General features: G+C 72.1%; 21 protein-coding genes. 5 read left to right on the forward strand and 16 right to left on the reverse strand.

What is annotated here, in order from left to right:
- The 3 genes from TAE01_RS05420 to TAE01_RS05430 are packed head-to-tail and all read right to left on the reverse strand — an operon-like array spanning window position 1 to window position 4,526.
- The gene (locus TAE01_RS05420; RefSeq protein WP_147064225.1) at window positions 1-1,158 is read right to left on the reverse strand and encodes an alkaline phosphatase family protein; all 1,158 of its coding nucleotides are present in this window, start codon (window positions 1,156-1,158) and stop codon (window positions 1-3) included.
- A 10-nt stretch (window positions 1,159-1,168) separates the two neighbouring features.
- Window positions 1,169-1,768 carry a DUF5998 family protein gene (locus TAE01_RS05425; RefSeq protein WP_147064227.1) on the reverse strand — a complete coding sequence of 200 codons (600 nt, stop codon included), beginning with the start codon at window positions 1,766-1,768 and terminating at the stop codon, window positions 1,169-1,171.
- A 58-nt stretch (window positions 1,769-1,826) separates the two neighbouring features.
- The gene (locus TAE01_RS05430) at window positions 1,827-4,526 is read right to left on the reverse strand and encodes a bifunctional acetate--CoA ligase family protein/GNAT family N-acetyltransferase (protein WP_147064229.1); all 2,700 of its coding nucleotides are present in this window, start codon (window positions 4,524-4,526) and stop codon (window positions 1,827-1,829) included.
- 55 nt (window positions 4,527-4,581) lie between these two features.
- On the opposite strand from TAE01_RS05430, the gene TAE01_RS05435 reads away from it, so the two are divergent.
- From TAE01_RS05435 to TAE01_RS05445, 3 genes are read left to right on the forward strand one after another with little or no spacing between them, the layout of a single operon-like run.
- Window positions 4,582-5,202: a nitroreductase family protein gene (locus TAE01_RS05435; RefSeq protein WP_147064231.1), complete on the forward strand. Its 621-nt coding sequence runs from the start codon at window positions 4,582-4,584 to the stop codon at window positions 5,200-5,202.
- 56 nt (window positions 5,203-5,258) lie between these two features.
- Window positions 5,259-7,802 (forward strand): DNA gyrase/topoisomerase IV subunit A, encoded by a 2,544-nt coding sequence (locus TAE01_RS05440; RefSeq protein ID WP_147064234.1) that lies wholly within the window; start codon window positions 5,259-5,261, stop codon window positions 7,800-7,802.
- Window positions 7,799-9,049, forward strand: a complete 1,251-nt coding sequence (locus TAE01_RS05445; protein ID WP_246111156.1) for a ferredoxin family protein — start codon at window positions 7,799-7,801, stop codon at window positions 9,047-9,049. Before TAE01_RS05440 ends, TAE01_RS05445 begins: the two co-directional genes overlap by 4 nt.
- Before the next feature lie 19 nt (window positions 9,050-9,068).
- On the opposite strand, the gene TAE01_RS05450 is transcribed toward TAE01_RS05445, so the two are convergent.
- The 7 genes from TAE01_RS05450 to TAE01_RS05480 form a co-directional block, all read right to left on the reverse strand.
- A complete protein-coding gene (locus TAE01_RS05450) occupies window positions 9,069-9,908 on the reverse strand; it encodes a tetratricopeptide repeat protein (RefSeq protein WP_147064236.1) in 840 nt (279 codons plus the stop codon).
- On the reverse strand, window positions 9,905-10,915 hold the full coding sequence (locus TAE01_RS05455) for a vWA domain-containing protein (protein WP_246111157.1): 1,011 nt from the start codon (window positions 10,913-10,915) through the stop codon (window positions 9,905-9,907). The genes TAE01_RS05450 and TAE01_RS05455 overlap by 4 nt, the downstream gene beginning before the upstream one ends.
- Window positions 10,912-11,901, reverse strand: a complete 990-nt coding sequence (locus TAE01_RS05460) for a VWA domain-containing protein (RefSeq protein ID WP_147064238.1) — start codon at window positions 11,899-11,901, stop codon at window positions 10,912-10,914. The genes TAE01_RS05455 and TAE01_RS05460 overlap by 4 nt, the downstream gene beginning before the upstream one ends.
- A complete protein-coding gene (locus TAE01_RS05465; RefSeq protein WP_147064240.1) occupies window positions 11,892-12,374 on the reverse strand; it encodes a hypothetical protein in 483 nt (160 codons plus the stop codon). The genes TAE01_RS05460 and TAE01_RS05465 overlap by 10 nt, the downstream gene beginning before the upstream one ends.
- The gene (locus TAE01_RS05470) at window positions 12,361-13,248 is read right to left on the reverse strand and encodes a DUF58 domain-containing protein (protein ID WP_147064242.1); all 888 of its coding nucleotides are present in this window, start codon (window positions 13,246-13,248) and stop codon (window positions 12,361-12,363) included. Before TAE01_RS05470 ends, TAE01_RS05465 begins: the two co-directional genes overlap by 14 nt.
- A gap of 25 nt (window positions 13,249-13,273) precedes the next feature.
- Complete coding sequence (locus TAE01_RS05475; protein ID WP_147064512.1) at window positions 13,274-14,248, reverse strand: AAA family ATPase; 975 nt, start codon at window positions 14,246-14,248, stop codon at window positions 13,274-13,276.
- A gap of 454 nt (window positions 14,249-14,702) precedes the next feature.
- On the reverse strand, window positions 14,703-16,838 hold the full coding sequence (locus TAE01_RS05480; RefSeq protein ID WP_147064244.1) for a DNA gyrase/topoisomerase IV subunit B: 2,136 nt from the start codon (window positions 16,836-16,838) through the stop codon (window positions 14,703-14,705).
- Window positions 16,839-17,175: 337 nt separating this feature from the next.
- On the opposite strand from TAE01_RS05480, the gene TAE01_RS05485 reads away from it, so the two are divergent.
- Window positions 17,176-17,400 carry a DUF7455 domain-containing protein gene (locus TAE01_RS05485; protein ID WP_147064246.1) on the forward strand — a complete coding sequence of 75 codons (225 nt, stop codon included), beginning with the start codon at window positions 17,176-17,178 and terminating at the stop codon, window positions 17,398-17,400.
- 72 nt (window positions 17,401-17,472) lie between these two features.
- Window positions 17,473-17,961 (forward strand): DUF456 domain-containing protein, encoded by a 489-nt coding sequence (locus TAE01_RS05490; protein ID WP_147064248.1) that lies wholly within the window; start codon window positions 17,473-17,475, stop codon window positions 17,959-17,961.
- 45 nt (window positions 17,962-18,006) lie between these two features.
- On the opposite strand, the gene TAE01_RS05495 is transcribed toward TAE01_RS05490, so the two are convergent.
- The 6 genes from TAE01_RS05495 to TAE01_RS05520 form a co-directional block, all read right to left on the reverse strand.
- Window positions 18,007-18,405: an SCO2097 family morphological protein gene (locus TAE01_RS05495; protein WP_147064250.1), complete on the reverse strand. Its 399-nt coding sequence runs from the start codon at window positions 18,403-18,405 to the stop codon at window positions 18,007-18,009.
- A 74-nt stretch (window positions 18,406-18,479) separates the two neighbouring features.
- Window positions 18,480-19,739 (reverse strand): DNA polymerase IV, encoded by a 1,260-nt coding sequence (gene dinB, locus TAE01_RS05500; RefSeq protein ID WP_147064252.1) that lies wholly within the window; start codon window positions 19,737-19,739, stop codon window positions 18,480-18,482.
- 84 nt (window positions 19,740-19,823) lie between these two features.
- Entirely contained in the window at window positions 19,824-20,588 is a 765-nt protein-coding gene (locus TAE01_RS05505; RefSeq protein WP_147064254.1) for a class I SAM-dependent methyltransferase, read from the reverse strand.
- Between the two features lie 63 nt (window positions 20,589-20,651).
- The gene (locus tag TAE01_RS05510) at window positions 20,652-24,653 is read right to left on the reverse strand and encodes a DNA polymerase III subunit alpha (protein ID WP_147064256.1); all 4,002 of its coding nucleotides are present in this window, start codon (window positions 24,651-24,653) and stop codon (window positions 20,652-20,654) included.
- An 8-nt stretch (window positions 24,654-24,661) separates the two neighbouring features.
- Window positions 24,662-25,114 (reverse strand): SAV_6107 family HEPN domain-containing protein, encoded by a 453-nt coding sequence (locus TAE01_RS05515; protein ID WP_147064258.1) that lies wholly within the window; start codon window positions 25,112-25,114, stop codon window positions 24,662-24,664.
- Between the two features lie 33 nt (window positions 25,115-25,147).
- Window positions 25,148-25,489 (reverse strand): DUF6504 family protein, encoded by a 342-nt coding sequence (locus tag TAE01_RS05520; protein WP_147064261.1) that lies wholly within the window; start codon window positions 25,487-25,489, stop codon window positions 25,148-25,150.
- Between the last annotated feature and the right edge of the window lie 533 nt (window positions 25,490-26,022).

Here is a 26,022-nt window from a genome sequence, read left to right on the forward strand (position 1 = left end):
CTAGGCTCCCCGGCGAGGTGGCACCACGACCACCGGCACCGCGAGTTCCGCGTCGCTCGTCGAGCCGTGCAGGCCGAGCAGCGCGACGACCTCCCGACGCATGAGGCCCGAGTGCACGACGGCGAGCGAGCCGTCCATGACGACCACGAGGTCGCCGATGCGTCCCTCGACACCGGAGCGCACGGGTCCGAACCAGCCCTCGTCGACCGCTCGCTCGCGGGTGAGGATGCGAGCGCGGTCCCCGAGGCGAACGGTCCAGGCCGAGCCGACGTCACCGTCCGCCCCGGGCTCGGTGTAGAGCTGCAGGTTGCGCGGCTCGCCGCCGAGGTGGCGCACGCCGGCCATGAGGGCCGGCTCGTTCACGAGGTCGATGCGGTCGTGGAAGGGCACGTCGACCATGCCGTGGTCGGCGGTGACGACGATCGACGTGTCGTCGGGCACCCGGGCCGCGAGCCGTCGCAGCGCCGCGTCGACCGACTCCACCTCGTCGCCCCACTGCCAGGACTGGCACCCGTGCACGTGACCGACCTTGTCGACCTCGCCCCAGTAGAGGTAGACGAGCGCTCGCGGTGTCGCGCGCACCGCCGCGACGGCGGCGTCGACCCGGTCCTCGAGCGAACGCGCCGCCCGGAACCGGCCTCCGCGCAGGGCGGCGAGGGTCAGCCCCGACCCGTCGAAGTAGTGCGGCCCGACCATCGTCACGCTGACGCCGGCGTTCTCGGCCGCCTCGAAGACGGTCTCGTTGGGCTGCCAGGCACGCGGGTCGGGCCCGTCCTCCCACGAGAGCTCGTTGAGCAGGCGGTCGGTCGCCGGGTCGAGCACCTGCATGCCGACGAGACCGTGCGACCCCGGCGGCAGTCCGGTGCCGAACGTGCCCATCGACGTGGCCGTCGTCGTGGGGAAGCCGCACGGCACCCGGTGTGCGCTGCCCAGCAGGCTGCGCAGGAAGGGTGCGTGGCCGCTGCGCTGGCGCAGCAGGTCGTGGCCGAGCCCGTCGACGAGCACGACGACGGTGCGCGGCACCGAGGGCAGGTCGAAGACGTCGCGCCCGGCATACGACCGGACTCCCAACCGGTCGGCGATCGACGGGAGGACCGAGGCCAGGGTGCCTGCGGACCAGTCGGTCGGCGCAGCGTCGGAGGTCAGGTCGGGAGCCACGGCCGTCGGATCAGTGGGCCGTGCCGCCGCCGATGCTCGCCGAGAGCACGCGGGCGAAGTGCATGGCCCGGCCCACGGCGTCCTCGCCGTCGGCGGCGGAGCTGATGCGCAGCGAGATGTCGTCGGAGGCGATGGTGCCCTCGAAGCCGTGGTCGGCCGCGCAGTCGGGATCCCCGCACGCGGCGGGGATCATGTCGAGGCGGCTCACGGCGCCCCACCCGAGCGTCAGCGTGAGGTCTCGACCGTGCGTGCCGGGGGTGAACGTGTCGGGCTGCGCCACGACGTGGGTCAGCATGACGCCGCGCACGGCCGCGAGCGGCACCGTCTCGGTCGTGGCGGTCGCCATGAGCTTGTCCTCGGACTCGGCGTGGTCGTCGGCGTGCGCGATGACGAGGCGCAGTGGCGTGACGACGAGGACGGTCACGTGGCGGCGCACCGTCTCGTGGTCGAAGGTCGTCTCCTGGTGCACGAGGTGCGCGACGACCTCGTCGTCGGCGATGGCCGACTCGACGACGTCGCAGACGAGCGAGGGGTAGTAGCCGGCACGGGTGATCGCCTCGGTGAGGTCTTCGGGAAGGGCCCGGCCGGTGCCCGGGATGGCGCGTCGCATGGACCCATCCTTGCACCAGCGCGGCCGGCTCCCCTCCCGGCCGTCCCCACCGTGCCGGTCACGTCATCCGTCGGCGGCCCGGATCCTTGCGCACGAGAGCCGGCCGGACGACGACCTCGGCGCCGAGCACGTCGACGCCCCCGGTCCAGGCGTTGACCGGGTTGAGCTCGACCGACGACAGCTCCGGGTGGTCGTCGGCCAGCACGGAGAGCCGGGCGATGAGGTCGGCGAGAGCTGCTCGGTGCACCGGCGCCGCGCCACGGTGCCCGCTGAGCAGCGGCGCGGCCTTGACCCCGTCGATGAGGTCCGTGACGTCGACGTCGGTGAGGGGCGGGATGCGGTGGGCGACGTCCCCGAGCAGCTCGGTCGGCGGTCCGGCGACGGAGAAGCTGACGACGGGGCCGAAGAGCGGGTCCTCACTCGCGCGGATGACGCAGGAGACACCGGGCACGGCCATGCGCTGCACGACGAAGCGGTCGGCGCCCAGCGGCCCCAGGCGCTGGGTGAGCGAGGCGTACGCGTCGCGCACCGCCTCGGCGTCGACGAGGTCGCCGCGCACACCGACGAGACCCGGCTGGTGGCGCACGACGGGCGAGGTGGACTTGAGGATGACGGGGAAGGTCAGCTCCGTGCCGGCGGCGACGGCGGCGTCGACGCCCGAGACCTCCACCGCGGGCCACACGCGTATGCCGTAGGCCCCGAGCAGCTCGCGGGCCTCCTCTCGCGTCAGCGCCCGCCCGTCGGGGCTGTCCGCGAGGAAGCCGTCGATGAGCGCCTCGGCCCGGAGCCGGTCGATGCCCACGGGCGCCACCTGGGTGCCACGGTCGCGCTGGCGCCACATGGCATACCTCGTGACCGCGTTGAGCGCGCGGATGCCGTCCTCGGGCATCGAGTAGGCGGGCACCGACCGACGCACGCCGTCCTGCTCGTAGGACAGGTCGTCGCCGACCCCACGCATACCGAGGAACGTTGCGACACAGGGCTTCTCGTGATCGGCGACGATGTTGCGAACCGCTTGGTGCACCTCCTCGTCCTGCGTGACGAGCGGCGGGATGAACGCCGCCACGACGCTGTCGACCTCCGGGTCGGCGAAGGCGGCGTCCAGCGCCGCCGCGAACTCCTCGGCCGACGCCTGGGGCGGCAGCGACACCGGCCCGTGGGTGACCCGGAGGCCCCAGCTGACGCAGGCGCTCGCGCTCAGCGCCCCGAGGGCGTCGGAGTTGCCGACGATGGCGACGCGGTCGCCCTTGGGCAACGGCTGGTGCAGCGTCAGCTGCGCGACGTCGAAGAGCTGGTGCACGTTCTCGACCCGGATGACGCCGGCCTGGCGCAGGAGGGCGTCGAAGGCCTGTGGCGGCACGTTGGTGACGCGAGTGCGGTGGCCGGGAGGCGCGGCGAAGCTCGAGACGCCCGAGCTGACGACGACGACCGGCTTGACCGCGGCGAGCGCCCGCGCGATGCGCGAGAACTTGCGGGGGTTGCCCATCGACTCGAGGTAGAGCCCGACCGTGTCGGTCTCAGGGTCGTCGATCCAGTACTGCATGAGGTCGTTGCCCGACACGTCGACGCGGTTGCCGGCCGAGGCGAAGACGGAGATCCCGAGGCCGCGTCGGGCCGCCGAGGCGAGCACGGCCACGCCGAGCGCGCCGCTCTGCGCGAAGAGGCCCAGGCGCCCCGACTCGGGGATGACCGAGGCGAGGGTCGCGTTGAGCCGCACCGACGGGTCGTTGTTGATGAGGCCGAAGCTGTTGGGCCCGACGATGCGCATGCCCGCCCGGCGCACCCGGCGGCGCAGCTTCTCCTGCAGGCGGATCCCCTCCTCGCCGGCCTCGGCGAAGCCCGCCGACAGCACCAGGAGGGCCTTGACCCCGGCCTTGCCGCAGTCCTTGACGACCTCGATGGCCTGCGCGGCGGGGACGACGACGACGGCGAGGTCGACGGGCTGCGGCACGTCGTGGATGGTCGGGTAGGCCGTCAGCCCCTGGATCCGGTCGGCCACCCGGTGGATGGGGTAGAGCTCGCCCTGGAAGCCCGCCGCGAGGATGTTGCGCATGACGAGGGCGCCGATGGACTCCTCACGGCGGCTCGCGCCGATGACGGCGACCCGCTCGGGGAAGAGGATCGTGTGCATGCTCCGCGCCTCGGCGCGGTGCTCGCGCGAGAGCTGGACCGCCTTGCTCTGCTCGGTGGGCGAGATGTCGAAGGACACCTCGACGACGCCGTCCTCGATGTGGTGGGTGACCTCGTAGCCCGCCTCCTTGAAGACGGTGAGCATCTTGCGGTTCTGCGGGAGGACCTCGGCCACGAACCGGTTGATGCCCATCTCCTGGGCGATGGCCGCCAGGTGCTCGAGCATGACCGACCCGATGCCCTTGCCCTGGTAGTGGTCCGAGATGTTGAAGGCGACCTCGGCCGACCTGGGGTCGATGCGGTCGTAGCGGCCGATCCCGATGATCTCGCTGTCGAGGGTCGCCACGAGCGCCACCCGGTCGTGGTGGTCGACGTGCGTGAACCGGTGGATGTCGCGGTCGCTCAGCTCGCGCAGCGGCGCGAAGAAGCGGAGGTAGATCGACTCGGCGGACTGCAGGCTGTGGAAGTGCCGGATGCCCTCCGCGTCCTCGGGGGTGATGGGGCGCACGTGGGCGACCGTGCCGTCGCGCAGGACGACATCGGCCTCCCACTCGACCGGGGCCCCGGTGGCCCGCGCCGAGATCCGCTGGGTCACACCGGTGTCGTCGTCGAGCTCGCCACCCTCCATGGGGTCATCGTGTCACGCCGGGCTCCGCGACCCCGGGAGATGGGAGTCTGGTCGCATGGAGTTCACCGAGGTCGTCCGCTCCCGACGCATGGTCCGCCGCTACGACCCCGACCGGCCGGTTGCCCGTGACGTGGTGCAGCGCTGCCTCGCCAACGCGGTCCGCTCCCCCAGTGCCGGGTTCAGCCAGGGCTGGGACTTCCTCGTGCTCACGACGCCGGAGGAGCGCGAGGCCTTCTGGGCGGCCACGACGGAACCGGGCGCCGCGAGCGATGCGTGGCTCGACGGCATACGTGCTGCCCCCGTGCTCGTCGTGTGCCTCTCGCACAAGGACGCCTACCTCGACCGGTACGCGGCGCCCGACAAGGGCTGGACCGACCGGGACGAGGCGCGCTGGCCGGTCCCCTACTGGGACGTCGACACCGGCATGGCCTCGCTCCTCATCCTGCTGACCGCCACCGACGAGGGGCTGGGGAGCCTCTTCTTCGGGGTGCCCCCGGAGCGCCACGACGCCGTCCGCGCCGCCTTCGACGTCCCCGCGAGCCGCACGATCGTCGGGGTCGTGTCGCTGGGGTATGCCGTCCCGGGACCCAGGAGCCCGAGCCTGCGCCGGCACCGGCGCACCGGTGACGAGGTGGCCCACTGGGGCCGTTTCGGCGTGGCAGGTGAGAAGGCGTGAGCCGCCTGCGCGAAGATGGGGTGTTCACCCGCTAGCGGCAAGGAGCACCACCCGGCATGGCCCGTGGAAAGACCCCCCCGCCTCCACCGGAGGACTTCGAGGAGAAGATCGTCGGCATCGACGTCGAGGAGGAGATGCAGAACGCCTTCCTCGAGTACTCCTACAGCGTCATCTACAGCCGGGCGCTGCCCGACGCCCGGGACGGGCTCAAGCCCGTCCAGCGCCGGATCCTCTACGGCGCCAACGAGCTGGGCCTGCGTCCCGACCGCGGGCACGTCAAGAGCCAGCGCGTGGTCGGCGAGGTGATGGGCAAGTACCACCCGCACGGCGACCAGGCGATCTACGACGCCCTCGTGCGCATGGCCCAGCCCTTCACCCTGCGCCTGCCCCTCGTCGACGGCCACGGCAACTTCGGCTCCCTCGACGACGGCCCGGCCGCGGCGAGGTACACCGAGGCACGGATGGCCAGCGCCGCCCTGCTCATGGTGGCCGGGCTCGACGAGGACACCGTCGACTTCGTCCCCAACTACGACGACACCCAGCTGCAACCGGGCGTGCTGCCCGCGGCATACCCCAACCTGCTCGTCAACGGCGCGGCCGGCATCGCCGTCGGCATGGCCACGAACATGCCCCCGCACAACCTCGTCGAGGTCATCGGCGCCGCGCGGCACCTCATCGCCAACCCGACGTGCTCGCTCGAGGACCTCATGAAGTTCGTCCCGGGGCCCGACCTGCCCTGCGGCGGCAAGATCGTCGGGCTCGAGGGCATCCGCGACGCCTACCTCACCGGCCGGGGCAGCTTCCGCACCCGGGCCACGGCCCGCATCGAGTCGATCACCCCGCGCCGCAAGGGCATCATCGTCACCGAGCTGCCCTACCTCGTCGGGCCCGAGAAGGTCATCGACAAGGTCAAGGACCTCGTCCAGGGCAAGAAGCTGCAGGGCATCGCCGACCTCAAGGACCTCTCCGACCGCGCCCACGGCCTGCGGCTCGTCATCGAGATCAAGAACGGCTTCAACCCCGACGCCGTGCTCGAGCAGCTGTACAAGCTGACGCCGATGGAGGAGAACTTCGGCATCAACAACGTCGCCCTCGTCGAGGGCCAGCCGCGCACCATGGGCCTCAAGCAGCTGCTCCAGGTCTACGTCGACTTCCGCACCGACGTCGTGCGCCGCCGCACCGCCCACCGGCTCGCCAAGCGCGAGGAGCGCCTGCACCTCGTCGAGGGCCTGCTCATCGCCATCGTCGACATCGACGAGGTCATCCAGGTCATCCGCGGCTCCGACGACGCCGGCACGGCCCGCGCACGGCTCATGGAGGTCTTCGACCTCTCTGAGGCGCAGGCGACCTACATCCTCGACCTCCAGCTGCGCCGCCTCACGAAGTTCTCCCGCATCGAGCTCGAGAACGAGAAGAGCGAGCTCGAGCGCGCCATCGAGGAGCTGCGGGCCCTGCTCGACAACGAGAAGCTGCTGCTCAAGCTCGTGTCGACCGAGCTCGCCGACGTCGCCAAGGCGCACGGCACGCCGCGACGCACCGTGCTGCTCGAGAGCTCGGGCGCCAACGCGACCGCGACGTCCGCCTCACCGCTCGAGATCGCCGACGACCCGTGCTGGGTGCTGCTCAGCTCGACCGGGCTGCTGGCTCGCACCGGCACCGCCGAGCCGGTCACCGCCGAGGGATCCCGCTCGAAGCACGACGTCGTCATCGGCTCGGTGCGCACGACGGCGCGGGGTGAGTTCGGCCTCGTCACGAGCGCCGGCCGGATGGTGCGGCTCTCGGCGCTCGACCTGCCGACGCTCCCGCCCACGAACGGGGCGCCCAGCCTCTCGGGAGGCGCGCCGCTCGCGGCCTACGTCGACCTGGGCAAGGGCGAGGAACCGGTGACCATCGTGCCCATCGGCGCGGACGCGCCCGTCTTCGCCCTCGGCACGGCCGCCGGCGTCGTCAAGCGCGTCACCTCCGAGGCCCCGAAGAGCAACGACTGGGACGTCATCAGCCTCAAGGACGGCGACCGCGTCGTCGGGGCGGCCGTCGCCGACCGCGAGGACCTCGACCTCGTCTTCGTGACCAGCGACGCCCAGCTGCTGCGTTTCGCCGCGAGGTCCGTGCGCCCGCAGGGCCGCTCGGCCGGCGGCATGGCCGGCATCAAGCTCGCGCCCGGTGCACGGGTGGTGTTCTTCGGAGTCGCCGACCCCTCGCGTGACGGTGTGGTCGTCACGTCCTCCGGCTCGTCGGGTGCCCTGCCGGGCACCGAGGGCGGCTCCCTCAAGGTGACGCCGTATGCCGAGTACCCGGCCAAGGGTCGCGCCACCGGAGGCGTCCGCTGCCACCGCTTCCTCCGCGGTGAGGACACGCTCGTCCTCGCCTTCGCCGGCAACCAGCCGGCGAGGGCGGCGGCCGCCAACGGGGTCGCCATCGAGCTGCCACCAGCGGACGGTCGACGTGACGGGTCCGGTGTGGCGACCACCGCCGTCATCGCCCACGTGGCCGGCCCGCCTGCCGACGGCCAGCAGTCGACGGCCTCCGCGCCCGACGTCGAGACCGGCGTCAGCGGCCCCGGGCCGGTCGACGACAGCCCGGAAGGCGGTCCCGCGTGAGCACGTCGGGCGGCGGCGGCAAGGCCGCTCGACGAGCCGCGGCCGCGGCCGGAGCGGCCGCCTCGGCGACGGTGGCGTCGGTCGTCGACGCCGTGACGGGTGCCGTGAGCGCCACCATGACCAGCACGGGGAGTGATGGCTCGGCTTCCGAGGCCTCGGCCGACAGGTCCACCGCAGAGGGCATCGTCGGGAGCACCGACGTGACGGCTGACGTGACGGCTGACGAGAGCACGGCGGAAACGGCCCGCGAGGTGGCGGCCGCAGGACCCGAGCACGCCGAGCATCCGGCCACGACCGGCTACGGCACCCCGGCATCCGGTGCCTGCTCGGTCCAGTGGGATCACGACGGCACGAGTGCCTACGGCACCGCGGCCACCGCGACGTTCTTCGTCATCGTCGAGCAGTCCGGGCCATGGGGTCGCGACGCGGCTCGTGAGTCCCATCTCGACCGCGAGCTCGGGGCCGAGCTCGACGCCCGGACGAGCCGGGCCGGTGGTCGCTTCATGCTGATGCGCCGTCCCGGAGGGCATCCGGCCCACGAGGGTCCCCGCACCGTCCTCGTGGCCCACGCCGGCGCCCGGCCCGAGGACGCCTGGCTCCTCACGGCCGAGGTCGACGAGGTCGGGGACCTGCTCGGGCTCGACTGGGGAGCCCTCTCCCGGGGTAGCCGTTCCCTCGTGCAGGCTTCGCTGCTCGGCTCGCGTCCCGGCCCGGCGACGCTCCTGGTCTGCACGAACGGCCGCCGCGACGTGTGCTGCGCCGTCCGCGGGCGACCGCTGGCCGCGCATGCTGCCCGCCTCGCCCCGGGGCGTGCGTGGGAGGTGTCGCACACGGGCGGCCACCGCTTCGCCCCGACCGCGGTCCTGCTCCCGTGGGGCCAGACGCTCGCCCGCGTCGACGAACGGGCGTCGGAGTGGGTGCTCTCCGCGAGCGAGACGGGTCATCTGCCGGCCGAGCTGCTCGGGCCGCTGCACGACCGGGGGCGCTCCGGTGTGCCCGCCGCCTCCCAGTGCGCCGAGTCGCACGTCCGCGCGGAGATCGGGGAGACCCGGCTCGCTGCGCTGTGGGCCGACCTCCCGGAGCAGGGCGAGGACGGCTGGGAGGTCATCGTCACGCACGCGGACGGGCGGCGGTGGCGGGTCGGCGTCTCGCGCGAGCCGGTCGGTCACCAGCGGCCCGAGTCCTGCGGGAAGAAGGCCATCGAGGTCCTCGAGCACCGGGCCACGATCCTCGAGGCGTGGTTCTAGGACGTGAGCGGGGCGCCGGTCACCACGGCTTCGGGACGGTCTGCGAGCTGTCACCGGGGACCGTGCCGTCGGTGCCCTGCTGCTGTTGCTCCTGGTTGCGCTCGATGGTGTTCTGGCGCTGCTGCTCCTTGAGGTAGTCCTGCTGCTCCTGGCTCGGGGTGTTGCCCGGGTCCGGCGTCGGGTCCGCCGGCTGGCTGGGCTGCGCCTGCGGTGCACTCGGCTGGGGCTGGCCCTGGGGCGGCGCATCGGCGTTCTTCTGCTCCATACGCTGCTGCGCCTGCTGCAGCTGCTGGCCGGTCCGGCCGCCCTCGGGGGCGTCGCACAGCGGCGGCCGTTCCTTGGTGATCGTGATGCCCTTGTCGTAGTACTGCTTCCACTCGTCGGTGCGCTCGCGCGCCTTCGCCGCGTCGCCCAGGGCCTCGTAGGTCAGCCCGAGGTTGACCCGCACCTTGCAGTCGTCGATGCCGCCCTTGGGGACCTGCGCGAAGGCCTGCTCGAACCACGGGCGGGCGAGCTCGAAGTGCCCCGAGAGCACGTGCGCGTCACCGATGGCGAAGGGCGATCGGAACTGCTCGACGACGTTGACCCAGCCCTGGCGTTCGCCCCAGACGAGGGTCCGCGGCTCGTCGCCGGCGGTGTAAGCGTCCAGGGTCTGAGCATGCACGAGGTTGAGGGAGACCAGGCGCGCCGCGACGAGGACGAGCAGGACGACGACCGGCGCCGACGCCAGGAGCAGCCGTCTCCGCCGCCGGCGCAGGTGAGGGGGCAGGGGACGCCGGCCGCCCAACCCCAGCCGTCGGCGGACGCCCGCCTCCGGAACCGGCTCCGCGCGATCGATGCGGTCCTCGAGCAGGGTCATGGGCGCATCTCCCTGCGACGACGGGTCTGCACCAGCGCGGTGACGCCGGCGCCGAGCTCCCAGGCGGCGATCCCCGCCACCCCGATGAGCAGCGGCCAGTACAGCTCGCGGCGGGCCATGACCTTCTGCCTCTCGATCTGCTCGCTCGTGCCGAACTTCTCGAGGTCGATGCCGTCGACGACAGGGCCGATGCCGTCGCCGGCGGCGCGGTGGACGTAGGTCAGTCCGAGCTGGTCCCCGATGGAGCGCAACGTGGCCTCGCTGACGACCGACCGGGCGTCCTCCCCGGTGGCGGGGTCCTTGATGTAGTCGTTCGTCGTGTCGAACCGCGACCGCGTGGCCTTCATCCGGCCTCCTTCGGTCGTGCCGTAGCCGAGCACCGCGCCACCGTTGACGAGCCGCTTGTCGATGTCGAAGGGCGCCGGCGGCTCGGAGGCTGTCTGCTCCCCGTCGCCGAAGTAGAAGACGACGCGACCACGCTCAGGGGTGCGCTGGTCGGCCTGCTCGAGGAGCGCCTTGAGGCGGTCGTTGGCCTCGCTGACCGACGTGCCGCGCGAGACCTCGTAGGACTCGGGCAGCAGGGTCTCGACGGCCGCGTCGAGGGCCGTGGTGTCGGTCGTCAGCGGTAGGCGTACCCGCGCCGCCTGGTCGAACGTCACGACCGAGTAGCGGGCGCCGGGCAGGGCCGCGGCGATCGCCGAGATGTCGGACGAGACCCCCTCGATCCGCGGACGGGCGTCGCCGTAGTCCTCGGCGATGATGCTGCTCGTCGTGTCGACGACGAAGTAGACGTTGAGGTTGGCGGCCGTCGTGTCGACCTGCTCCCCCGGCACGGCCGGCCGGAACGCGGCGGTCCCGAGCAGCAGCACCGCGACGGTCAGGCGCCAGTGCGTGGCCCGCGACTCGTCGGGAAGCGACCGGGACGAGGGATTCCACCAGACAGCAGCGAGGGCCGCGACCACGACGACGAGCAGGACGGGCCAGGGCGCCACGGGGAGCAGGCTCACGACGCCCACCTCCGCGTGGCGCCGATGACCCCGACGAGGCCGATGCCCGCCAGGGTGATCGGAAGGGTCGGGTCGTCGGAGTGGAGCGAGCGCGAGGCGGAGTCGATGAGGGTGGCCTCCTGGGCCTCCACCGAGCCGACGATGTCCTTGATGGCGGACTGGTCGCTCATGGCGAAGTACCGGCCGCCCGTGCTCGTGACGATCGTCCGCATGTCCGCGGCCTCCTGGTCGGGGCCGTCCTCCTCCGGGTTCAGCCCGTACACCCGCACGCCCTTGGTCCGCGCGAGCGCGGCCGCTTCGCCCAGGTCGATGATGGGTCGACCGGCGAGGTGGTTGTCCGTGGCGAAGACGACCGAGCGGGCCCGTTGCAGGTCGACCTTGTCGAAGCTCGAGACGCACGTCGCCAGCCCGTCGCCGATGAGCGAGGTGCCGCGGCCGTTGAAGGTGCCCGCGAAGAACGAGTCGTAGGCCGGGTCGCCGGTGAGCGCACGTCCCGCCGCGTCGAGCTCCTCGTTGATGAAGTCGTAGTCGTCGGTGAGCGGGAAGACGGTCGCCGCGGAGCTGTTGAAGATGACGAGACCGATGCGCTCGCCCTCGAAGCTCTTGACGAGCGTCTTGAAGGTCGACACGAGCGTCGCGTCGTAGGCCGCCATCGAGCCGGAGATGTCGAGGCACAGCATGATGTCTCGGCTGCGCGACTGCGGCTTGTCGACGGTCGTGTCGAGCGGTCGGGCCGCCCCGACGAGGGCCGCTCCGCCGAGCAGCGCCGCGCTGGCGGCGAGCACCGCCATGCGGATGCGGTGGCGGCGCAGCGCCCGGCGGTACTCCGGGAGCTCGGTCAGGGCGCCGGAGTTGGCGACCGCCGCCGAAGCGCGAGCCTGCCGGCGCGACATGAGGCGGTACACGGCATACGCCAGCGCGAGCGCGAGCAGCGCGCCGACGACGAGGACCCCCGGCCACTTGAGGTCGGGACCGTTCAGCTCCATCGGGCCACCACCTGCTTGGCGACGGTGCCCGCTCCGGCGAGCGTCGCCGTCTCGCGAGGGCCGAACTCGCCGGGGTAGAGCGTGCCGACGACCTCGGAGACCGGCGTGAGACGGGAGCCACCCGCCGTGAGCTCGGTGAGCGTCATCGTGGGCGCGTCGATCCCCGAGACCTCCTGGACGAAATGACGCACGAGGACGCTCAGCTGCTGGTGCGCCCGGCGCTGGCTGATCTCGCCCGCCGCCGCGCGTCCCAGGACGAGGTCGATCTGCCGGGTGTAGTCGGCCCGCAGCCGCGTCAGCCGGTCGGGTGTGAGCCGCGGCGGCACGACGACCGGGCGCTCGCGCGTCGACCACCACACCCAGGCGTACCAGGCGGCCACGAGGACGAGCACGCCGACGCCGATCCACAGCCACTTCGCCGCATACGGGTCGGGGGCGTAGAAGCCCGGCGGCGGCGCGTCAGCGGCGTGCACGGCGCTGCCTCTCGAGCAGGGCGAACACCGTCGCGACGACCTCGTCGGACGACCCGAGGCGGGCGTGGTTGATGCCGCGGCGGTCGAGCAGCGCGCTGGTGCGCTCGACCCGGTCGCGGACCGACGCGGCATACGCCGCACGCACGCGAGGGTCGAGCCTGACGAGGGTGGGCAGCGTGTAGGTGTCGGCGACGTCGTAGGTCGTGCGGCTGCCGTCCACGGCGGTGGGGTCGGCGTCCTCGACCGTGATCCAGAGGATCTCGTGCTGCACGTGCAGGCGGCGCAACAGCTCGTCGAGCTCAGGGTCCAGCTCCTTGTCGTCGGCGACGACCAGGAGCACGAGACGACGGCGGACATGGCGCACGATCCACCGCAGCTGTGTCGCGAGGTTGCTCTGGTCGCCGTCGAGCACCGTCGCCGAGTCGACGGCGCGCAGGAGCAGCTCGAGGTGGGCCTCCGACCCGCGCATCTCGTGCGCGACGGTCGACCCGGCGGTGCCCCGCACGAGGCCCACGAGGTCACCGTGGCGCTGGGCGAGGTAGCCCACGAGGCCTGCGGCTGCGACGGCCACCGACTTCTTGGGCTCGCCGCTGCGCGTCGTCGCCGCCATGCCACGACCCGTGTCGACGACGAGCATGAGGTTCTGCTTGCGGGTCGCGACGTAGCGCTTGACGAGCGGCGACTGGTGGCGCGCCGTCGCGCGCCAGTCGATGTCGCGCACCTCGTCGCCGGGGACGTAGTCGCGCAGGTCGTCGTAGTCGAGGCTGCGACCGTGGAAGACCGAGGCGTACTCACCCTCGAGGAGGTTTCGGGACCGCCTGCGCGCATGGACGAAGAGCTTGCTCTTCACCCGTGTCAGCAGCGTCGTCGTCATCTCGAGTCCTCGTCAGGCGCCCCGGTCAGGGAGTGCGGATCCCGTTGACCATCGCGTCGATGATGCTCTCGACGGCCACCTCGTCGGCGGCCGCCTCGAAGCCGAGCGTGACGCGATGCCTCAGCACCCGGTGCGTCAGGGCCTTGACGTCGTCGGGCACGACGTGGTTGCGGCCGTCGATGAGGGCGCGTGCGCGGGCCGCGCTCGTGAAGGCGATGCTCGCGCGGGGGCTCGCACCGAAGTCGACGTAGCCCGCCAGGCGCGGCTCGATGTAGTCGCGCGGGTGCCGGGTGACGTAGCCGATGCCGACGACGTAGTTGACGATCGCCGGGTCGATGTAGACGCGGCCCACGAGGGCCTGCAGGCGCTTGACGTCGGCCACCGAGACCACGGGCTCGGACGGGGTGACGAAGACCCCGGAGTCGATGCGCCGGAGCACCTCGGCCTCCTCCGCCGGCGACGGGTAGTCGAGGACGTCCTTGAGCATGAAGCGGTCCATCTGGGCCTCGGGCAGCGGGTAGGTGCCCTCCTGCTCGATGGGGTTCTGCGTCGCGAGGACGAGGAAGGGGTCGGGCAGGGCGTAGCTCTTGTCGCCGATGGAGGTCTGCCGCTCCTGCATCGCCTCGAGCATCGCGGACTGGGTCTTGGCGCTGCTGCGGTTGATCTCGTCGAGCAGCACGAAGTTGGCGTGCACCGGACCGAGCTGGGTCTCGAAGGTGCCGGAGTGCTGGTTGTAGACCTGCGTGCCCACGATGTCGCTCGGCAGCAGGTCGGGCGTGCACTGGATGCGGTGGAACCTGCCGCCGACGGCCTGGGCGATCGTCTGGGCGGCGGTCGTCTTGGCCAGTCCGGGCACGCTCTCGAGCAGCACGTGGCCACCGGTGAGCAGGGCGATGAGGAGCGTCTCCTGCAGCCGCGCCTGGCCGACGACCTTGGAGGCGAAAGCCGTCGAGATGGCCTCGACGGTCTCGCCGGCCCAGTGCAGCTCGTCCGGCGTCAGGTAGCGCGCGGGTGCGGGGGCGGTGCGGCTCGGGACCGTGTCGATGCCGACGACGGCGACGTCGTCGTCGGAGGTCTCCGGAGCACCGGCGAGGCTGCTGGGCTCCTCGGGCACGGCGGCATCGTCCTGGACCCGGTCGTCCTGGACCCGGTCGTCCTGCCCGGCGTCATCACGCCCGGAGCCCGGGAGCACCACGGTGAAGCTCTGGCCGTCGTGGCCGCCCACCGTGGACTCGTCGGCCTCGGTGCGCTCCGAAGGGCCGCCGTCCTGCTCGTCGGCGACGGACTCCTCGGCGTTGACGTTGCCCACCATCGATTCCCCTCTTCGACGTGTGCCGGCGGAGGGAGTCTCGCCGGCAGGGACACATCGTAAGCACTGCTTGCTGTGGCGCGCCGACCGTCCCCACACCGCGCCGACGCCCGGAGGGCCGGTGGCCGGCCCTCCGGGAGGACCGTCAGGCGTCGATGCGCTCCCGGTCGACCTCGGCCGCGGACTCGATGATGAAGTCCTTCCGCGGCGCCACCTCGTTGCCCATGAGCAGCTCGAAGACCCGCTCGGCGGCCTCGAGGTCACGCATCGTCACCTTGCGCAGCGTGCGGTGCCGCGGGTCCATCGTCGTGTCCGCGAGCTGGTCGGCGTCCATCTCACCGAGGCCCTTGTAGCGCTGCATCGGCTGCTTGATCTTCTTGCCCGACCTCTCGAGGCGGGTCAGCGTGCGACGCATCTCGGCCTCGTTGAAGGTGTAGATGAGCTCGTTCTTCTTGGCGCCGGCGTTGATGACCTCGAGCCGGTGCAGCGGCGGCATCGCGGCGTAGACGCGACCGGCGTCGACGAGGGGACGCATGTACCGGAAGAAGAGCGTCAGCAGCAGCGTGCGGATGTGGGCGCCGTCGACGTCGGCGTCGGTCATGATGATGACCTTGCCGTAGCGGGCCGCCGACAGGTCGAAGCTGCGCCCCGACCCGGCTCCGATGACCTGGATGATCGAGGCGCACTCGGCGTTCTTGAGCATGTCGGCGACCGACGCCTTCTGGACGTTGAGGATCTTGCCGCGAATGGGCAGCAGCGCCTGGAACTCGGAGTTGCGCGCCTCCTTGGCCGTGCCCATGGCCGAGTCCCCCTCGACGATGAACAGCTCGGACCGCTCGACGTCGGTGGTGCGGCAGTCACGCAGCTTGGAGGGCAGCGTGGAGCTCTCGAGGGCGTTCTTGCGGCGCTGGGTCTCCTTGTGCAGCCGCGCGCTGATGCGCGACTTCATCTCGGAGACGACCTTCTCGAGCAGCAGCGCCGACTGCGACTTGTCGCCCCGCTTGCTCGACGTGAGCCGCTCGGTCAGCTCCTGCTCGACGACCTTGGCGACGATGGCGCGCACGGCGTTGGTGCCGAGCACCTCCTTGGTCTGACCCTCGAACTGGGGCTCGGCCAGGCGCACCGTGACGACGGCCGTCAGGCCCGCGAGGATGTCGTCCTTCTCGGGCTTGTCGTTGCCGGCCTTGAGGCGACGAGCGTTGACCTCGATCTGCTTGCGGAAGACCTTGACGATGGACTGCTCGAAGCCCGTGACGTGGGTGCCGCCCTTGGGCGTCGTGATGATGTTGACGAAGGACTGGACCTTCGTGTCGTAGCCCTGGCCCCAGCGCAGCGCGACCTCGACACCGCACTCGCGCTCGAGCTCGGTCGGGGTCATGTGGCCGTTGACGTCGAGGACCGGCACCGTCTCGGTGAAGGTGCCGGACCCCTCGAGGCGCCAGACGTCGGTGATCGGGGTGTCGGGCGCGAGGAACTCGACGAAGTCGGTGATGCCCCCGTCGTGCTGGAAGACCTCCTCGATCGGCCCGTCCTGCCCCGGCGTGCCCTTGAGGCGGCGCTCGTCGCGGATGACGAGGCGCAGCCCCGGAACGAGGAAGGAGGTCTGGCGCGCGCGGCCGAGGATGGCGTCGTAGTCGAGCTCGGCGTCCTTGAGGAAGATCTGACGGTCGGGCCAGAACCGGACCCGTGAACCGGTGACGCCTCGCTTGGCCTTGCCGACGACCGCGAGCGTGCTCTTCTTCTCGTAGGGGGTGAACGGCGACTCGGGCGAGTGCACGGCTCCGGCGGCGTCGCCGAACGTGCCGGGCTCACCCCGGCGGAAGCTCATGCCGTAGGTCTTGCCGCCGCGGTCCACCTCGACGTCGAGCCGGGCGGAGAGGGCGTTGACGACGGACGCGCCGACACCGTGCAGGCCACCTGTGGCGGCATACGACGCACCGCCGAACTTGCCACCCGCGTGCAGCTTGGTGAAGACCACCTCGACACCGGACAGCCCCGTGCGCGGCTCGACGTCGACGGGGATGCCTCGCCCGTTGTCCCGGACCTCGATCGAGCCGTCGCCGCTGAGGATGACCTCGATGCCGGTGCACACGCCCGTCAGGGCCTCGTCGACCGCGTTGTCGATGATCTCCCACAGGCAGTGCATGAGACCGCGCTGGTCGGTCGAGCCGATGTACATGCCGGGGCGCTTGCGCACGGCCTCGAGGCCCTCGAGGACCTGGAGGTGGCGCGCGGTGTAGTCGCCGTTGCCGGAGGGAGCAGGACGGGAGGCGGAAGCCACGGGGTGTCGTTCTCTTTCGGTCGGGAGCGGCCAGCGGTCGGGCTGTGGAGGGCTGGCAGGGGAAGCCTAGCCACCGTCGCCGACGGTCCCTCGCAGGCTCGCTGGGCCGGCCGGCCATCCGGGACGGGCACCGCGGCGAATCACCGACACGTAACGATGTTGGTGCGACCGGCGTCTCACCGACCGAGCCTCATCGTCGGGAAGGATTCCACGTGATTCACTGTTGGAACGTCCGCGAGGCACGAGTGGTCCACCGAATGGACCATCACGAGCGTCGCAGACACATGGCAGGGTTACCCTCCGGGGAACCCCCGAGGGAGGAAAGAGGCGAAATACGATGACGACAGCACTGGCACCAGAACTGACCGCTGCTGACCGCTGCGACCGGTGTGGGGCTCAGGCCTACATCCGCGCCCGCCTCGTTTCCGGCGGAGAGCTGCTCTTCTGCGCGCACCACGGACGGGAGCACCTCCCGGCGCTGAAGGACAAGGCTCTCGACATCCGCGACGAGACGGACCGACTCAGCGACATCCCGGGCTCGGCGCCCGTGGAAGAACGCTGAGCCCGACAGGCGATCTGCGACCCGGCCCCTTCCTGACCCCATCCTGATCCGAACGCTGCCGACGGCTGCCCGGTGATCACGGCGACGAACGTCCTCGTTCTGCTCGCCATGGTCGTGGGCACCGTCGGCATCGTCGTCCCGGTGCTGCCGGGACTCGTCGTGGTCTGGGGCGCCGTGCTCGTGTGGGCGATCGGGCGTCAGGACGGGCCGGGGTGGCTCGCTCTCGGCATCGCGACGATCGTGTATGCCGTGGGCCTCGTCGCGAAGTACCTGCTGCCCGGGCGTCGGATGAGGACTGCAGGGGTGGACGGTGTCATCGTGGCGGTGGCCCTGGTCGTCGCCGTCGTGGGTTTCTTCGTCGTTCCCGTCGTCGGCGGTCCCGTCGGTTTCGTCCTGGCGATCTACGTGCTCGAGCTGGCGAAGCGGCGGGAGCACGCGGGTGCCTGGCGGGCGACCCTCTCGGCCATCCGGGCCGTGGGTCTCAACATCGGCATCGAGCTGGCGACCGCGTTCGCGATCGTCGCGACGTGGAGCGTCGCGGTCTACGTCACCAGCGGTTGAGCCGGCGGGTGGTCCCGAGGGTGGGACCGGGGACTGGATCGGTCGTCACCACTGGTCGCGGCGACGCTTCTCCCAACGCTCCTCGAGGCGCTCCATGAAGGTGCCCTGCTTGGGGGCGCTCGCCTTGACCTTGCCCTGACGGGGCTTCGTCGTGCCGTCGGCGGCGACGGCGGCCAGCTTGGTCTTGGAGGGGGTGATGGCGTAGACGATGCCCGCGACCATGATCGCGAACCCACCCGCGCCGAGCCAGATGTTGCTGCTCATGGCGGAGAACACGACCAGCGCCAGTCCTGCGACCCCGGCGACGACGCCCACGACGACGCGCCCACGGCCGAGACCGCGCGACTTCGTCTTCTCGATGCGCGAAGCGAATCGAGGGTCTTCGGCGTAGAGGGCTTCCTCCATCTGCTGGAGGAGTGCTTCCTCGTGTTCCGAGAGTGCCACCCGGCACCTCCCTGGTGCGAAATCGACTGTGCCCGAATCGTATGTCGGAAACGGCCGACACGGACTTCTTTCCCTCAGGATAAGTCGCGCCGCTCGCGTTGGGAACCCGAGGGTCGGTCAGGCATGAGTGACGCTGGACGCACCGATCCGGCACCGAAGCGCGCGCTCGCCCGGTCGACCGCACGGTCTGCTTCGCGCCACCCGTGCTCGGGCTCGTCGAGGGTGGCCTGGATGGGTGCCACGGCCGACGGCACGAGCCCTTCGAGGCGCACCCCGACGAGCCGGATCCGGGCCCGTTGGAGGCCGAGTCGGTCGTAGAGCTCGCGGGCGGTGGCGAAGATGTCGCGCGAGACGTCGGTGTGGTGGCGCAGGGTCTTGGCCCGGGTGATCGTCGTGAAGTCGGAGAACCGGACCTTGATCGAGACCGTGCGTCCCGTCATGCCGGCGGACCGGGCCCGGGCTGCGGTGCGGTCGGCGAGGCGCAGCAGCTCGCGGTGGATGCGGACGGGGTCGTCGATGTCGTGGGCGAACGTCTCGTCGGCGCCGATGGACTTCTCGCGTCGCTCGGGGACGACCGACCGGGGGTCGCGTCCCCAGGCGAGGTCGTGCAGGCTGCGGCCGGCCACGTCGCCGAGGGCCCGTTGGAGGGTCTCGAGTGGCGTGTGGGCGAGGTCGGCGACCGTGCGCAGGCCGAGGCGGTGCAGGTGCTCCTCGGTCTTGTCGCCGACCCCCCAGATGGCACCGACCGGCAGCTGGTGCAGGAACGAGACGACCTCCTCACGAGGCACGACGATGAGCCCGTCGGGCTTGGCGAGGGTGGAGGCCAGCTTGGCGACGAACTTCGTCGAGGCCACCCCGACCGAGCAGGTGATGCCCTGCTCGTCGGCGATGGTGTCGCGCAGCTGCTCGGCGATCTGCGTGGGAGGCCCCAGACGCCGCACGGCCCCGGAGACGTCGAGGAACGCCTCGTCGAGCGAGAGCGGTTCGACGCTGTCGGTGATCGTCGCGAAGGTGGCCATGACCGCCTCGGAGATCGCGGCGTACCGGCGGTGGTCCGGTTCGATGACGACGGCCTGCGGGCACAGGCGTCGGGCCCGGGCCATCGGCATGGCCGAGGCGACGCCGAAGGCGCGCGCCTCGTAGGTCGCGGAGAGGACCACGGAGCGGCCGCCCGCACCCCCGATGATGACCGGACGGCCCCGCAGCTCGGGCCGCGAGATGAGCGACGCCGAGGCGTAGAAGGCGTCCATGTCGACGTGCAGGACGGTGCAGCCGGTGTCGTCGGGCGGCTCGCTGCCCCCGCGGGTCGGCGCGGCGAACTGCCGGCGGCTCATCGCCTCACCTCCCGTCGGGTCGCCCGTCGGGTGTCGGCGCCCACCGGTTCGGCGGGCACCGGCGCGTGGTCGGTCGCGAGGGGGTCAGTCGCGACGGGCGACGACGTGGAGGGCATTGCCGAGGGTGCGGAGGAACTCGCGTCCGGGGCCGGAGACGAGCAGCTCGTCGAGCTCGGCGAGGGCGGTGCGGTCGGCCTCGGAGTCGATGAGCGAGGCGGGCACGAGGTGTCCGAGGATGTTGGTCCCGCGGACCCGGACGTCGGTGAAACCGGCGTCGGCCAGCAGGGTCTCGAGCTGGTCGACGTCGAAACGGCGCGGCAGCGGGTCGGTGCTCCCCCACCGGCCGGACGGGTCGACGAGGGCGGCCCGGGCCTGGCCGAACTCGCCGGCGATGGCCTTGGCGAAGACGACGGACAACCGCCCGGAGACGAGGAGCGAGAGGACCCCGCCCTCTCCCAGGGCCTGGGCGATGGCGTGGAGCGTGGCGCCGGGGTCGTCGACGAACTCCAGCGTGCCGTGGCAGCAGGCGAGGTCGACGTGACGGCCGGCGAGGACGGCTCCGAGGGAGTCACCGTCGCCCTGGACGGCAGTGATGTGGTCGACGATGCCGGCCTCGCGGGCTCGGCGGCCGAGCGAGGCGAGCGCGTCGGGACTGGGGTCGACGACGGTGACGTGGTGGCCGGCCTCGGCGAGCGGGACGGCGACCCCACCGGTGCCGCCACCGAGGTCGAGCACCTCGAGGGGACGGCCGAGGCGGTCACCGCACTCGTCGGCGATGCGACCCACGGCCGAGACGACGGCGGACGGCCGGGCCCCTCCACGTCGCTGGGGGCGCTGCTCGTCGGGCACGGGATCCTCCGTCTGGGAACGTGGTACGCGTGGTGCCGCGTGGGGTTCGTGTGCGTCCTCACCTTAGTGCCCCGAGCTTCCCGGGCTCGCGTGCCACAGCTTGCGCGGTGGCCCTCCGACGGTCTCGGTGGGAACGAGCCCGCTCGTGCCGCGGGGTCCCCTGACATCGTCACCGGCCGGCTTGATGTCGGCGTACGGCGACTGCTTGAACCCCGAGGCGTGGACGAGCACACGTCGACCGTCCGGCCCCTCACCCACCCCGGCAGGTCCGGTGGATCCGGAGAGTGCGTTGGCCCGCTCCCACGCCGCCCGGTCGGCGGCGTCGAGCGCGTCGCGGACGGCGACGACCCCGCCGGAGGTCCACGCCTCCTGCAGCGCGGACAGCTCCCACGCACCGGTGGCCCGGATCGAGACGCCGCGCGGGCCGGTGCGTCGCACGACCCCGCGACAGAGGAGCAGCCACGAGTGGAAGACGGTGGCGGCATACGGACCCTGGACGTCCTCGAAGAAGGTGAGGTCGCAGGGACCCGTGGCGTCGTCGAGGGTGAGGAAGACGACGCGGCGCCCGGTGCGGATCGGTGGCGTCTGGGTGGCGACCTTGACCCCGGCCACGAGGACCTCACGCCCGCTGCGTCCGGTGAGGAGGTCACGCGCCCGGGTGACGCCGAGCGCGTCGAGCAGCGGGGCGTAGAAGTCGACGACGTGCCCGCTGGCGTCGAGGCCGAGCACCTCGAGCTCGGCCCGGACCTGCTCGGGGCCGGTCATCTCGGGCAGCCCGCTCGTCGCGGAGAGTCGTGGTGTGTCGCCGAGGTCGAGCGTCAGCTGGGTCGCGAGGTGCTGGGGTGCTCCGGCGGAGGCCTGTGACTGCGCGGCGGCCAGGGCCCGGATGTCACCCGTGGCCGAGACCGACGTGACGCGCCCCCTGGTCGCGCTGGACCGGCTCGCGGCGGAGACGCGTGAGGAGGTGCGGCGCGACGATCGCTGCGAGGCCGACCAGCGGTCGAGCTCGGCGACGTGGAGCAGCAGGTCGCGCCGCGTGACCCGACCACGACGGCCGAGGCCGGCACCGGCGCGTCCCACGACGTCGGAACCGCTCTCTCCCCGTCGGGACGGACCACCGAGGTGGATGTCGTGCAGGGTGTCGAATCCCCCTGCGAGCACGAGCTTCTCGGCGATCGGGCGGGAGACGTGGGCGCGCTGCCAGAAGTCGGACAGGCTGGAGTAGGGCTGGCCCGCGACGATCTGCGCGACCTCGGCCTCGCTGATGCCGTGGACGTCCGCGAGCGAGAGCCGGATGGCCTCGCCGCCGTCGTCGGTGCGCTCGAACCGGTAGGCGCCGGTCGAGACGTTGACGTCGAGCCCGAGGATCGTGATGCCGAAGGTGCGGGCGTCGTCGAGGATGAGGCGCTTGGGGTACATGCCCGGGTCGTGGGTGAGCACCCCGGCGAGGAAGGCCGCGGGGTGGTGCGTCTTGAGCCACGCCGACTGGTAGGTCGGCAGCGCGAAGGCCGCGGCGTGGGCCTTGCAGAAGCCGAACGACGCGAAGGCCTTGAGGACCTCCCAGATCTTGTCCGCGACGTCGGGGGCGTAGCCGCGGTCCCGGACGGCGGGTCGCCACCACGCCTCGATGCGCTTCTGCCCGTCGGGCGTGCCGAGCGCACGGCGCACCTCGTCGGCCTGGGCCAGGGTCACGCCGGTCGTCTCGGCGACGATCATCAGCACCTGCTCGTGGAAGACGACGACGCCCTCGGTCTCCTCGAGCGCCGGCACGAGGGTGGGGTGGAGGTAGGAGGGGTCCTTCCATCCCTGCCTCGCGTTGAGGAAGGGGATGATCATGTCGCTCTTGACCGGCCCGGGCCGGAAGAGCGAGATGTCGATGATGAGGTCGTCGAAGCTGCGTGGCCCGAACTTGCCGATGAGCTCTCGTTGCCCGGGGCTCTCGATCTGGAAGCACCCGAGGGTCTTCGTCGACCGGACGAGCTCGAAGGTCGGCTCGTCGTCGAACGGCACCTGGTCCTCGTCGTCGAGGTCGATGTGGTCGCCGTCGACGCGCTCGACCTCGTCGATCGCGTGGGCCATCGCCGACTGCATGCGGATGCCGAGGACGTCGAGCTTGAGCAGCCCCATCTCCTCGACGTCGTCCTTGTCGAACTGGCTCATGGGGAAGCCGAGCCAGCTCGCCTCGACGGGCGTGCGGTCGAGCAGGACGGAGTCGGACAGCACGACGCCGCACGGGTGCAGCGCGATGTGCCGGGGCAGCCCGTCGAGCCGCTCGACGATGTCGAACATCAGCTGCAGGCGCGGCACGTCGAGTCCGCTCGCCCGAAGCTCGGGAAGCTCGGCGAGGGCGTTGCGCACGTTGCGGGCGGCGATGTGCGGGAAGGCCTTGGCCATGGCGTCGATCTCGGGCGGCGGCAGTCCGAGTGCGGCCCCGGCGTCGCGGATCGCGTGGCGCACCCGGTAGGTGTCCATCATCGAGACGCACGTGACGCGGTCACCGCCGAAGTGCTCGAGGATGCGCTCGTAGATCTCGGTGCGACGAGCCGACTCGACGTCGATGTCGATGTCGGGCAGCTCGGCGCGCAGGGGCGAGCAGAAGCGCTCCATGAGCAGGCCGTGGCGCATCGGGTCGACGCCGGAGATGCCGAGGAGGTAGTTGACGAGCGACCCCGCGCCGGACCCGCGGGCCGCGACCCGGACCCCCATCTCTCGGATGAGGTCGCAGACCTGCGCGACGGTGAGGAAGTAGGTCGCGTAACCGAGGGTCTCGATGACGCCGAGCTCGTCCTCGAGCCGGTCGCTGACCGCGACGAGCTCGCTCTCGGTGCGCCCGGGGTAGCGGGCCGGGATCGACTCGCGGCACCGGCGGGCGAGGACCCGGTGCGGGTTGGTGCCGGGTCGGATGCCGAGGACCCCGGGCTCGGGGAGGTGGACCGATCCGATGCCGAGGTCGGCTCGGGGGTCCTGGACGCATTCGGCCGCGAGCGCCGTGGTGCGGGCCAGCAGTTCGCGGGCCTGCTCGCGGGCGAGCGCGCCCCCACCGACGAGGCCCGGCCCGGAGACCTGCACGACGTCGAGGGCGAGCGCGTGCATGAGCGGGGTCGGTGCGAGGTGCCCTGCCGTCGTGACGCGGTCGAGGTGGCGGGCGTCGAGGGCGACGAGCCGACGGGCGGCGTCGAGCACGTCGACGATGGCTGCGTCCTGCGGGTCGGTGTGGCGCACCGCCGCCGTGATGACGCTCGGCACCCCGACCTCGCGGGCCAGCGCGAGCATGCGGGCGGCCTGGCCGAGGCTCCCGGGCTGGTGCTCCGGTCCGCCGTGGCACACGACCTCGACGACGACCGCGCCGCGCGGGAGGAGGGCGACCCAGCGCTCGAGGGCCGCGCGAGCCTGGTCGCGCCGCTTGGCGAGCACCGCCCGACCGACGTCGGAGTCAGGCCCGAGGAGCACGACGAGCCGGGAGGGACGACCGTCCGCCACCGCCGGGACGCGGAGCCTGCGAGGCTCGTCGGGTCGCCCGTCCGCCGGGTCGGACCCCTCGGACGCCTCAGACCCCTTGTACCCCTCGGATGCCTCGGGCAGCGCGCGGGCGTGCTCGGCGACGAGGCGGGCGGTCGTGACGGGGTTGCCGCGCTCGCCGCGCAGGTGCGTGGCGGTCACGAGGCGGCAGAGCGCCGCCCAGCCCTCGCCGGGGGCGAGGCCGCTGCTGCCGCCTCGGGCCAGCACCGTGACGCGCGGCAGCCTCGGGTCGACGAGCGCTCCACCGCGCACCGGGGTGCGCACGGGTCGGCGACGCTCGGGGTGCTCGGGGCCGACGGCGAGGTCGACGCCGAGGATCGGAGCGACGTCGTGGTCCATGCACGCGCGCACGAACTTGACCGCCCCGTAGAGCCCGTCGCGGTCGGTCAGGGCGAGGGCCGGCTGCCCGAACGCGGCCGCCCGTTCGACGAGCTGGCGTGGCTGCGCCGTGCCGTAGCGCATGGAGTAGCCCGAGGCGACGTGCAGGTGCACGAAGCTCTCGCCGGCGCCGCCGGTGCTCACGGTGCTCAGGGTGCTGGTGGTCATGCTCGTCGTCACGCCCCGGTCGCCCGGCTCCTCGAGACGGGCGTGATCGACTGCGGGAGCGGGACCGTCAGGGGGACGCCGAGCAGGTCCTGGACGATCTCGAGGAACATCTCGGCCTGGCGCAGCAGGTCGTCGGACTCGCGCGCGCTGATGTGACCACCCCGGTCGATGACCGACCGGTGGGCCGAGCACGCGGCGAAGAAGGCGGCCCACTCCCCCAGCTCGGGTGCCACGCCGGGCAGCACCTGCCAGACGCTGCGTGGTCGCGAGCGCGGAGAGGGGACGGTGCGGGAGGCGACGAGGGCCGCGGCGGCACGCAGGGCACCGAGGTGGGCGTCCCGGTAGCGCTCGGACGCGTCGCTCGTACGGCACGCCGACTCGAGGGTCGTCCGGCCTCGCTCGAGCAGGTCGAGGACGGCGGCCGAGATGGGTGGACGGCGCACGTCGTGGGCAGCGGTCATGGTGGTTCCTCTCCTCTCTCGTCTCATGGCGTCTCAGTCGGCGACCCGGACGAGCGACCACCGGTCGTCACGCGGGGACTCGTCGTGGGCGAGGTCGTAGACGCCGGGGGCGAAGGACCATCCCGGGCTCGCCTCGACGCGCCACACGTGCTGCTCGCTCGCCGCGGCGACGAGCGTCTCGCCGGGACGGACCTGGCCCTCGTCGGCGTCGAGCGCGTCGTGCCACCACGCCCGTCGCTCGCGCCACTGGGCGAGGACGCCACGCACGACGTAGAGCCGGCCGCGCCAGATGAAGGCCTCGGGCCGGGCCGACACCTCGGACTGCTCCCGCTCGTGCACTCTCACCTGCACGGAATCACTGAACCTGCGCACCACGACACGTCTCCCTCGGACACGTCGAGGCCGGACATCACGACCCGAACCACCCGCGCCCCACACGAGCGGTCCGACAACCAACCGACGACTGAACTGATCTCTTGATTCGAACACGTGTTCGATAGGACAACCCTAACCCCCGCCGCCGACACCGTGTCAAGAAGGGCTGGGACCCGCTCGACCGGGCACACGGCATACGACCGACGAGCCCCCGCGGGCGTCGTGGACGGGCCGACCTGAGTACCCGTGCTCAGGTCGGCCCGTCGCTCCCGGGGCAGAGTGGGGCCGCGGGTCCGGTCCGCGAACGGAGAGGTGCAGGGGTCCTGTCCGCTCACGGATCGGGCCCGTTCCGCTGCCCGGAACACGACGGCGGCACCTCCCCGCCCCGTGGCTCGCCCCGTGGCCCGTTGCGTGGTCCGTTGCGTGGCCCCCGGGAATGCGGGAGCGTCAGTGGCGTTGGACCCGTGCTCGGCCGTCCGGCCCGGCAGCAGACGCACCGGCGCACCCGCGACCGGCGCACGACCGAAGGAGTG

Origin of the sequence: Terrabacter aerolatus (genome assembly GCF_007991735.1) — a bacterium.
GTDB lineage: Bacteria > Actinomycetota > Actinomycetes > Actinomycetales > Dermatophilaceae > Terrabacter > Terrabacter aerolatus.

Bases quoted from the DNA above. Each gene is read 5' to 3' on its own strand.
- TAE01_RS05470 (WP_147064242.1), bottom strand. From the start codon at position 13,248: ATGACGACGACGCTGCTGACACGGGTGAAGAGCAAGCTCTTCGTCCAT.
- TAE01_RS05430 (WP_147064229.1), bottom strand. From the start codon at position 4,526: ATGGAGGGTGGCGAGCTCGACGACGACACCGGTGTGACCCAGCGGATC.
- TAE01_RS05460 (WP_147064238.1), bottom strand. From the start codon at position 11,901: ATGGAGCTGAACGGTCCCGACCTCAAGTGGCCGGGGGTCCTCGTCGTC.
- TAE01_RS05510 (WP_147064256.1), bottom strand. From the start codon at position 24,653: ATGACCACCAGCACCCTGAGCACCGTGAGCACCGGCGGCGCCGGCGAG.
- dinB (WP_147064252.1), bottom strand. From the start codon at position 19,739: ATGAGCCGCCGGCAGTTCGCCGCGCCGACCCGCGGGGGCAGCGAGCCG.
- TAE01_RS05485 (WP_147064246.1), top strand. From the start codon at position 17,176: ATGACGACAGCACTGGCACCAGAACTGACCGCTGCTGACCGCTGCGAC.
- TAE01_RS05440 (WP_147064234.1), top strand. From the start codon at position 5,259: ATGGCCCGTGGAAAGACCCCCCCGCCTCCACCGGAGGACTTCGAGGAG.
- TAE01_RS05515 (WP_147064258.1), bottom strand. From the start codon at position 25,114: ATGACCGCTGCCCACGACGTGCGCCGTCCACCCATCTCGGCCGCCGTC.
- TAE01_RS05450 (WP_147064236.1), bottom strand. From the start codon at position 9,908: ATGACCCTGCTCGAGGACCGCATCGATCGCGCGGAGCCGGTTCCGGAG.
- TAE01_RS05425 (WP_147064227.1), bottom strand. From the start codon at position 1,768: ATGCGACGCGCCATCCCGGGCACCGGCCGGGCCCTTCCCGAAGACCTC.
- TAE01_RS05435 (WP_147064231.1), top strand. From the start codon at position 4,582: ATGGAGTTCACCGAGGTCGTCCGCTCCCGACGCATGGTCCGCCGCTAC.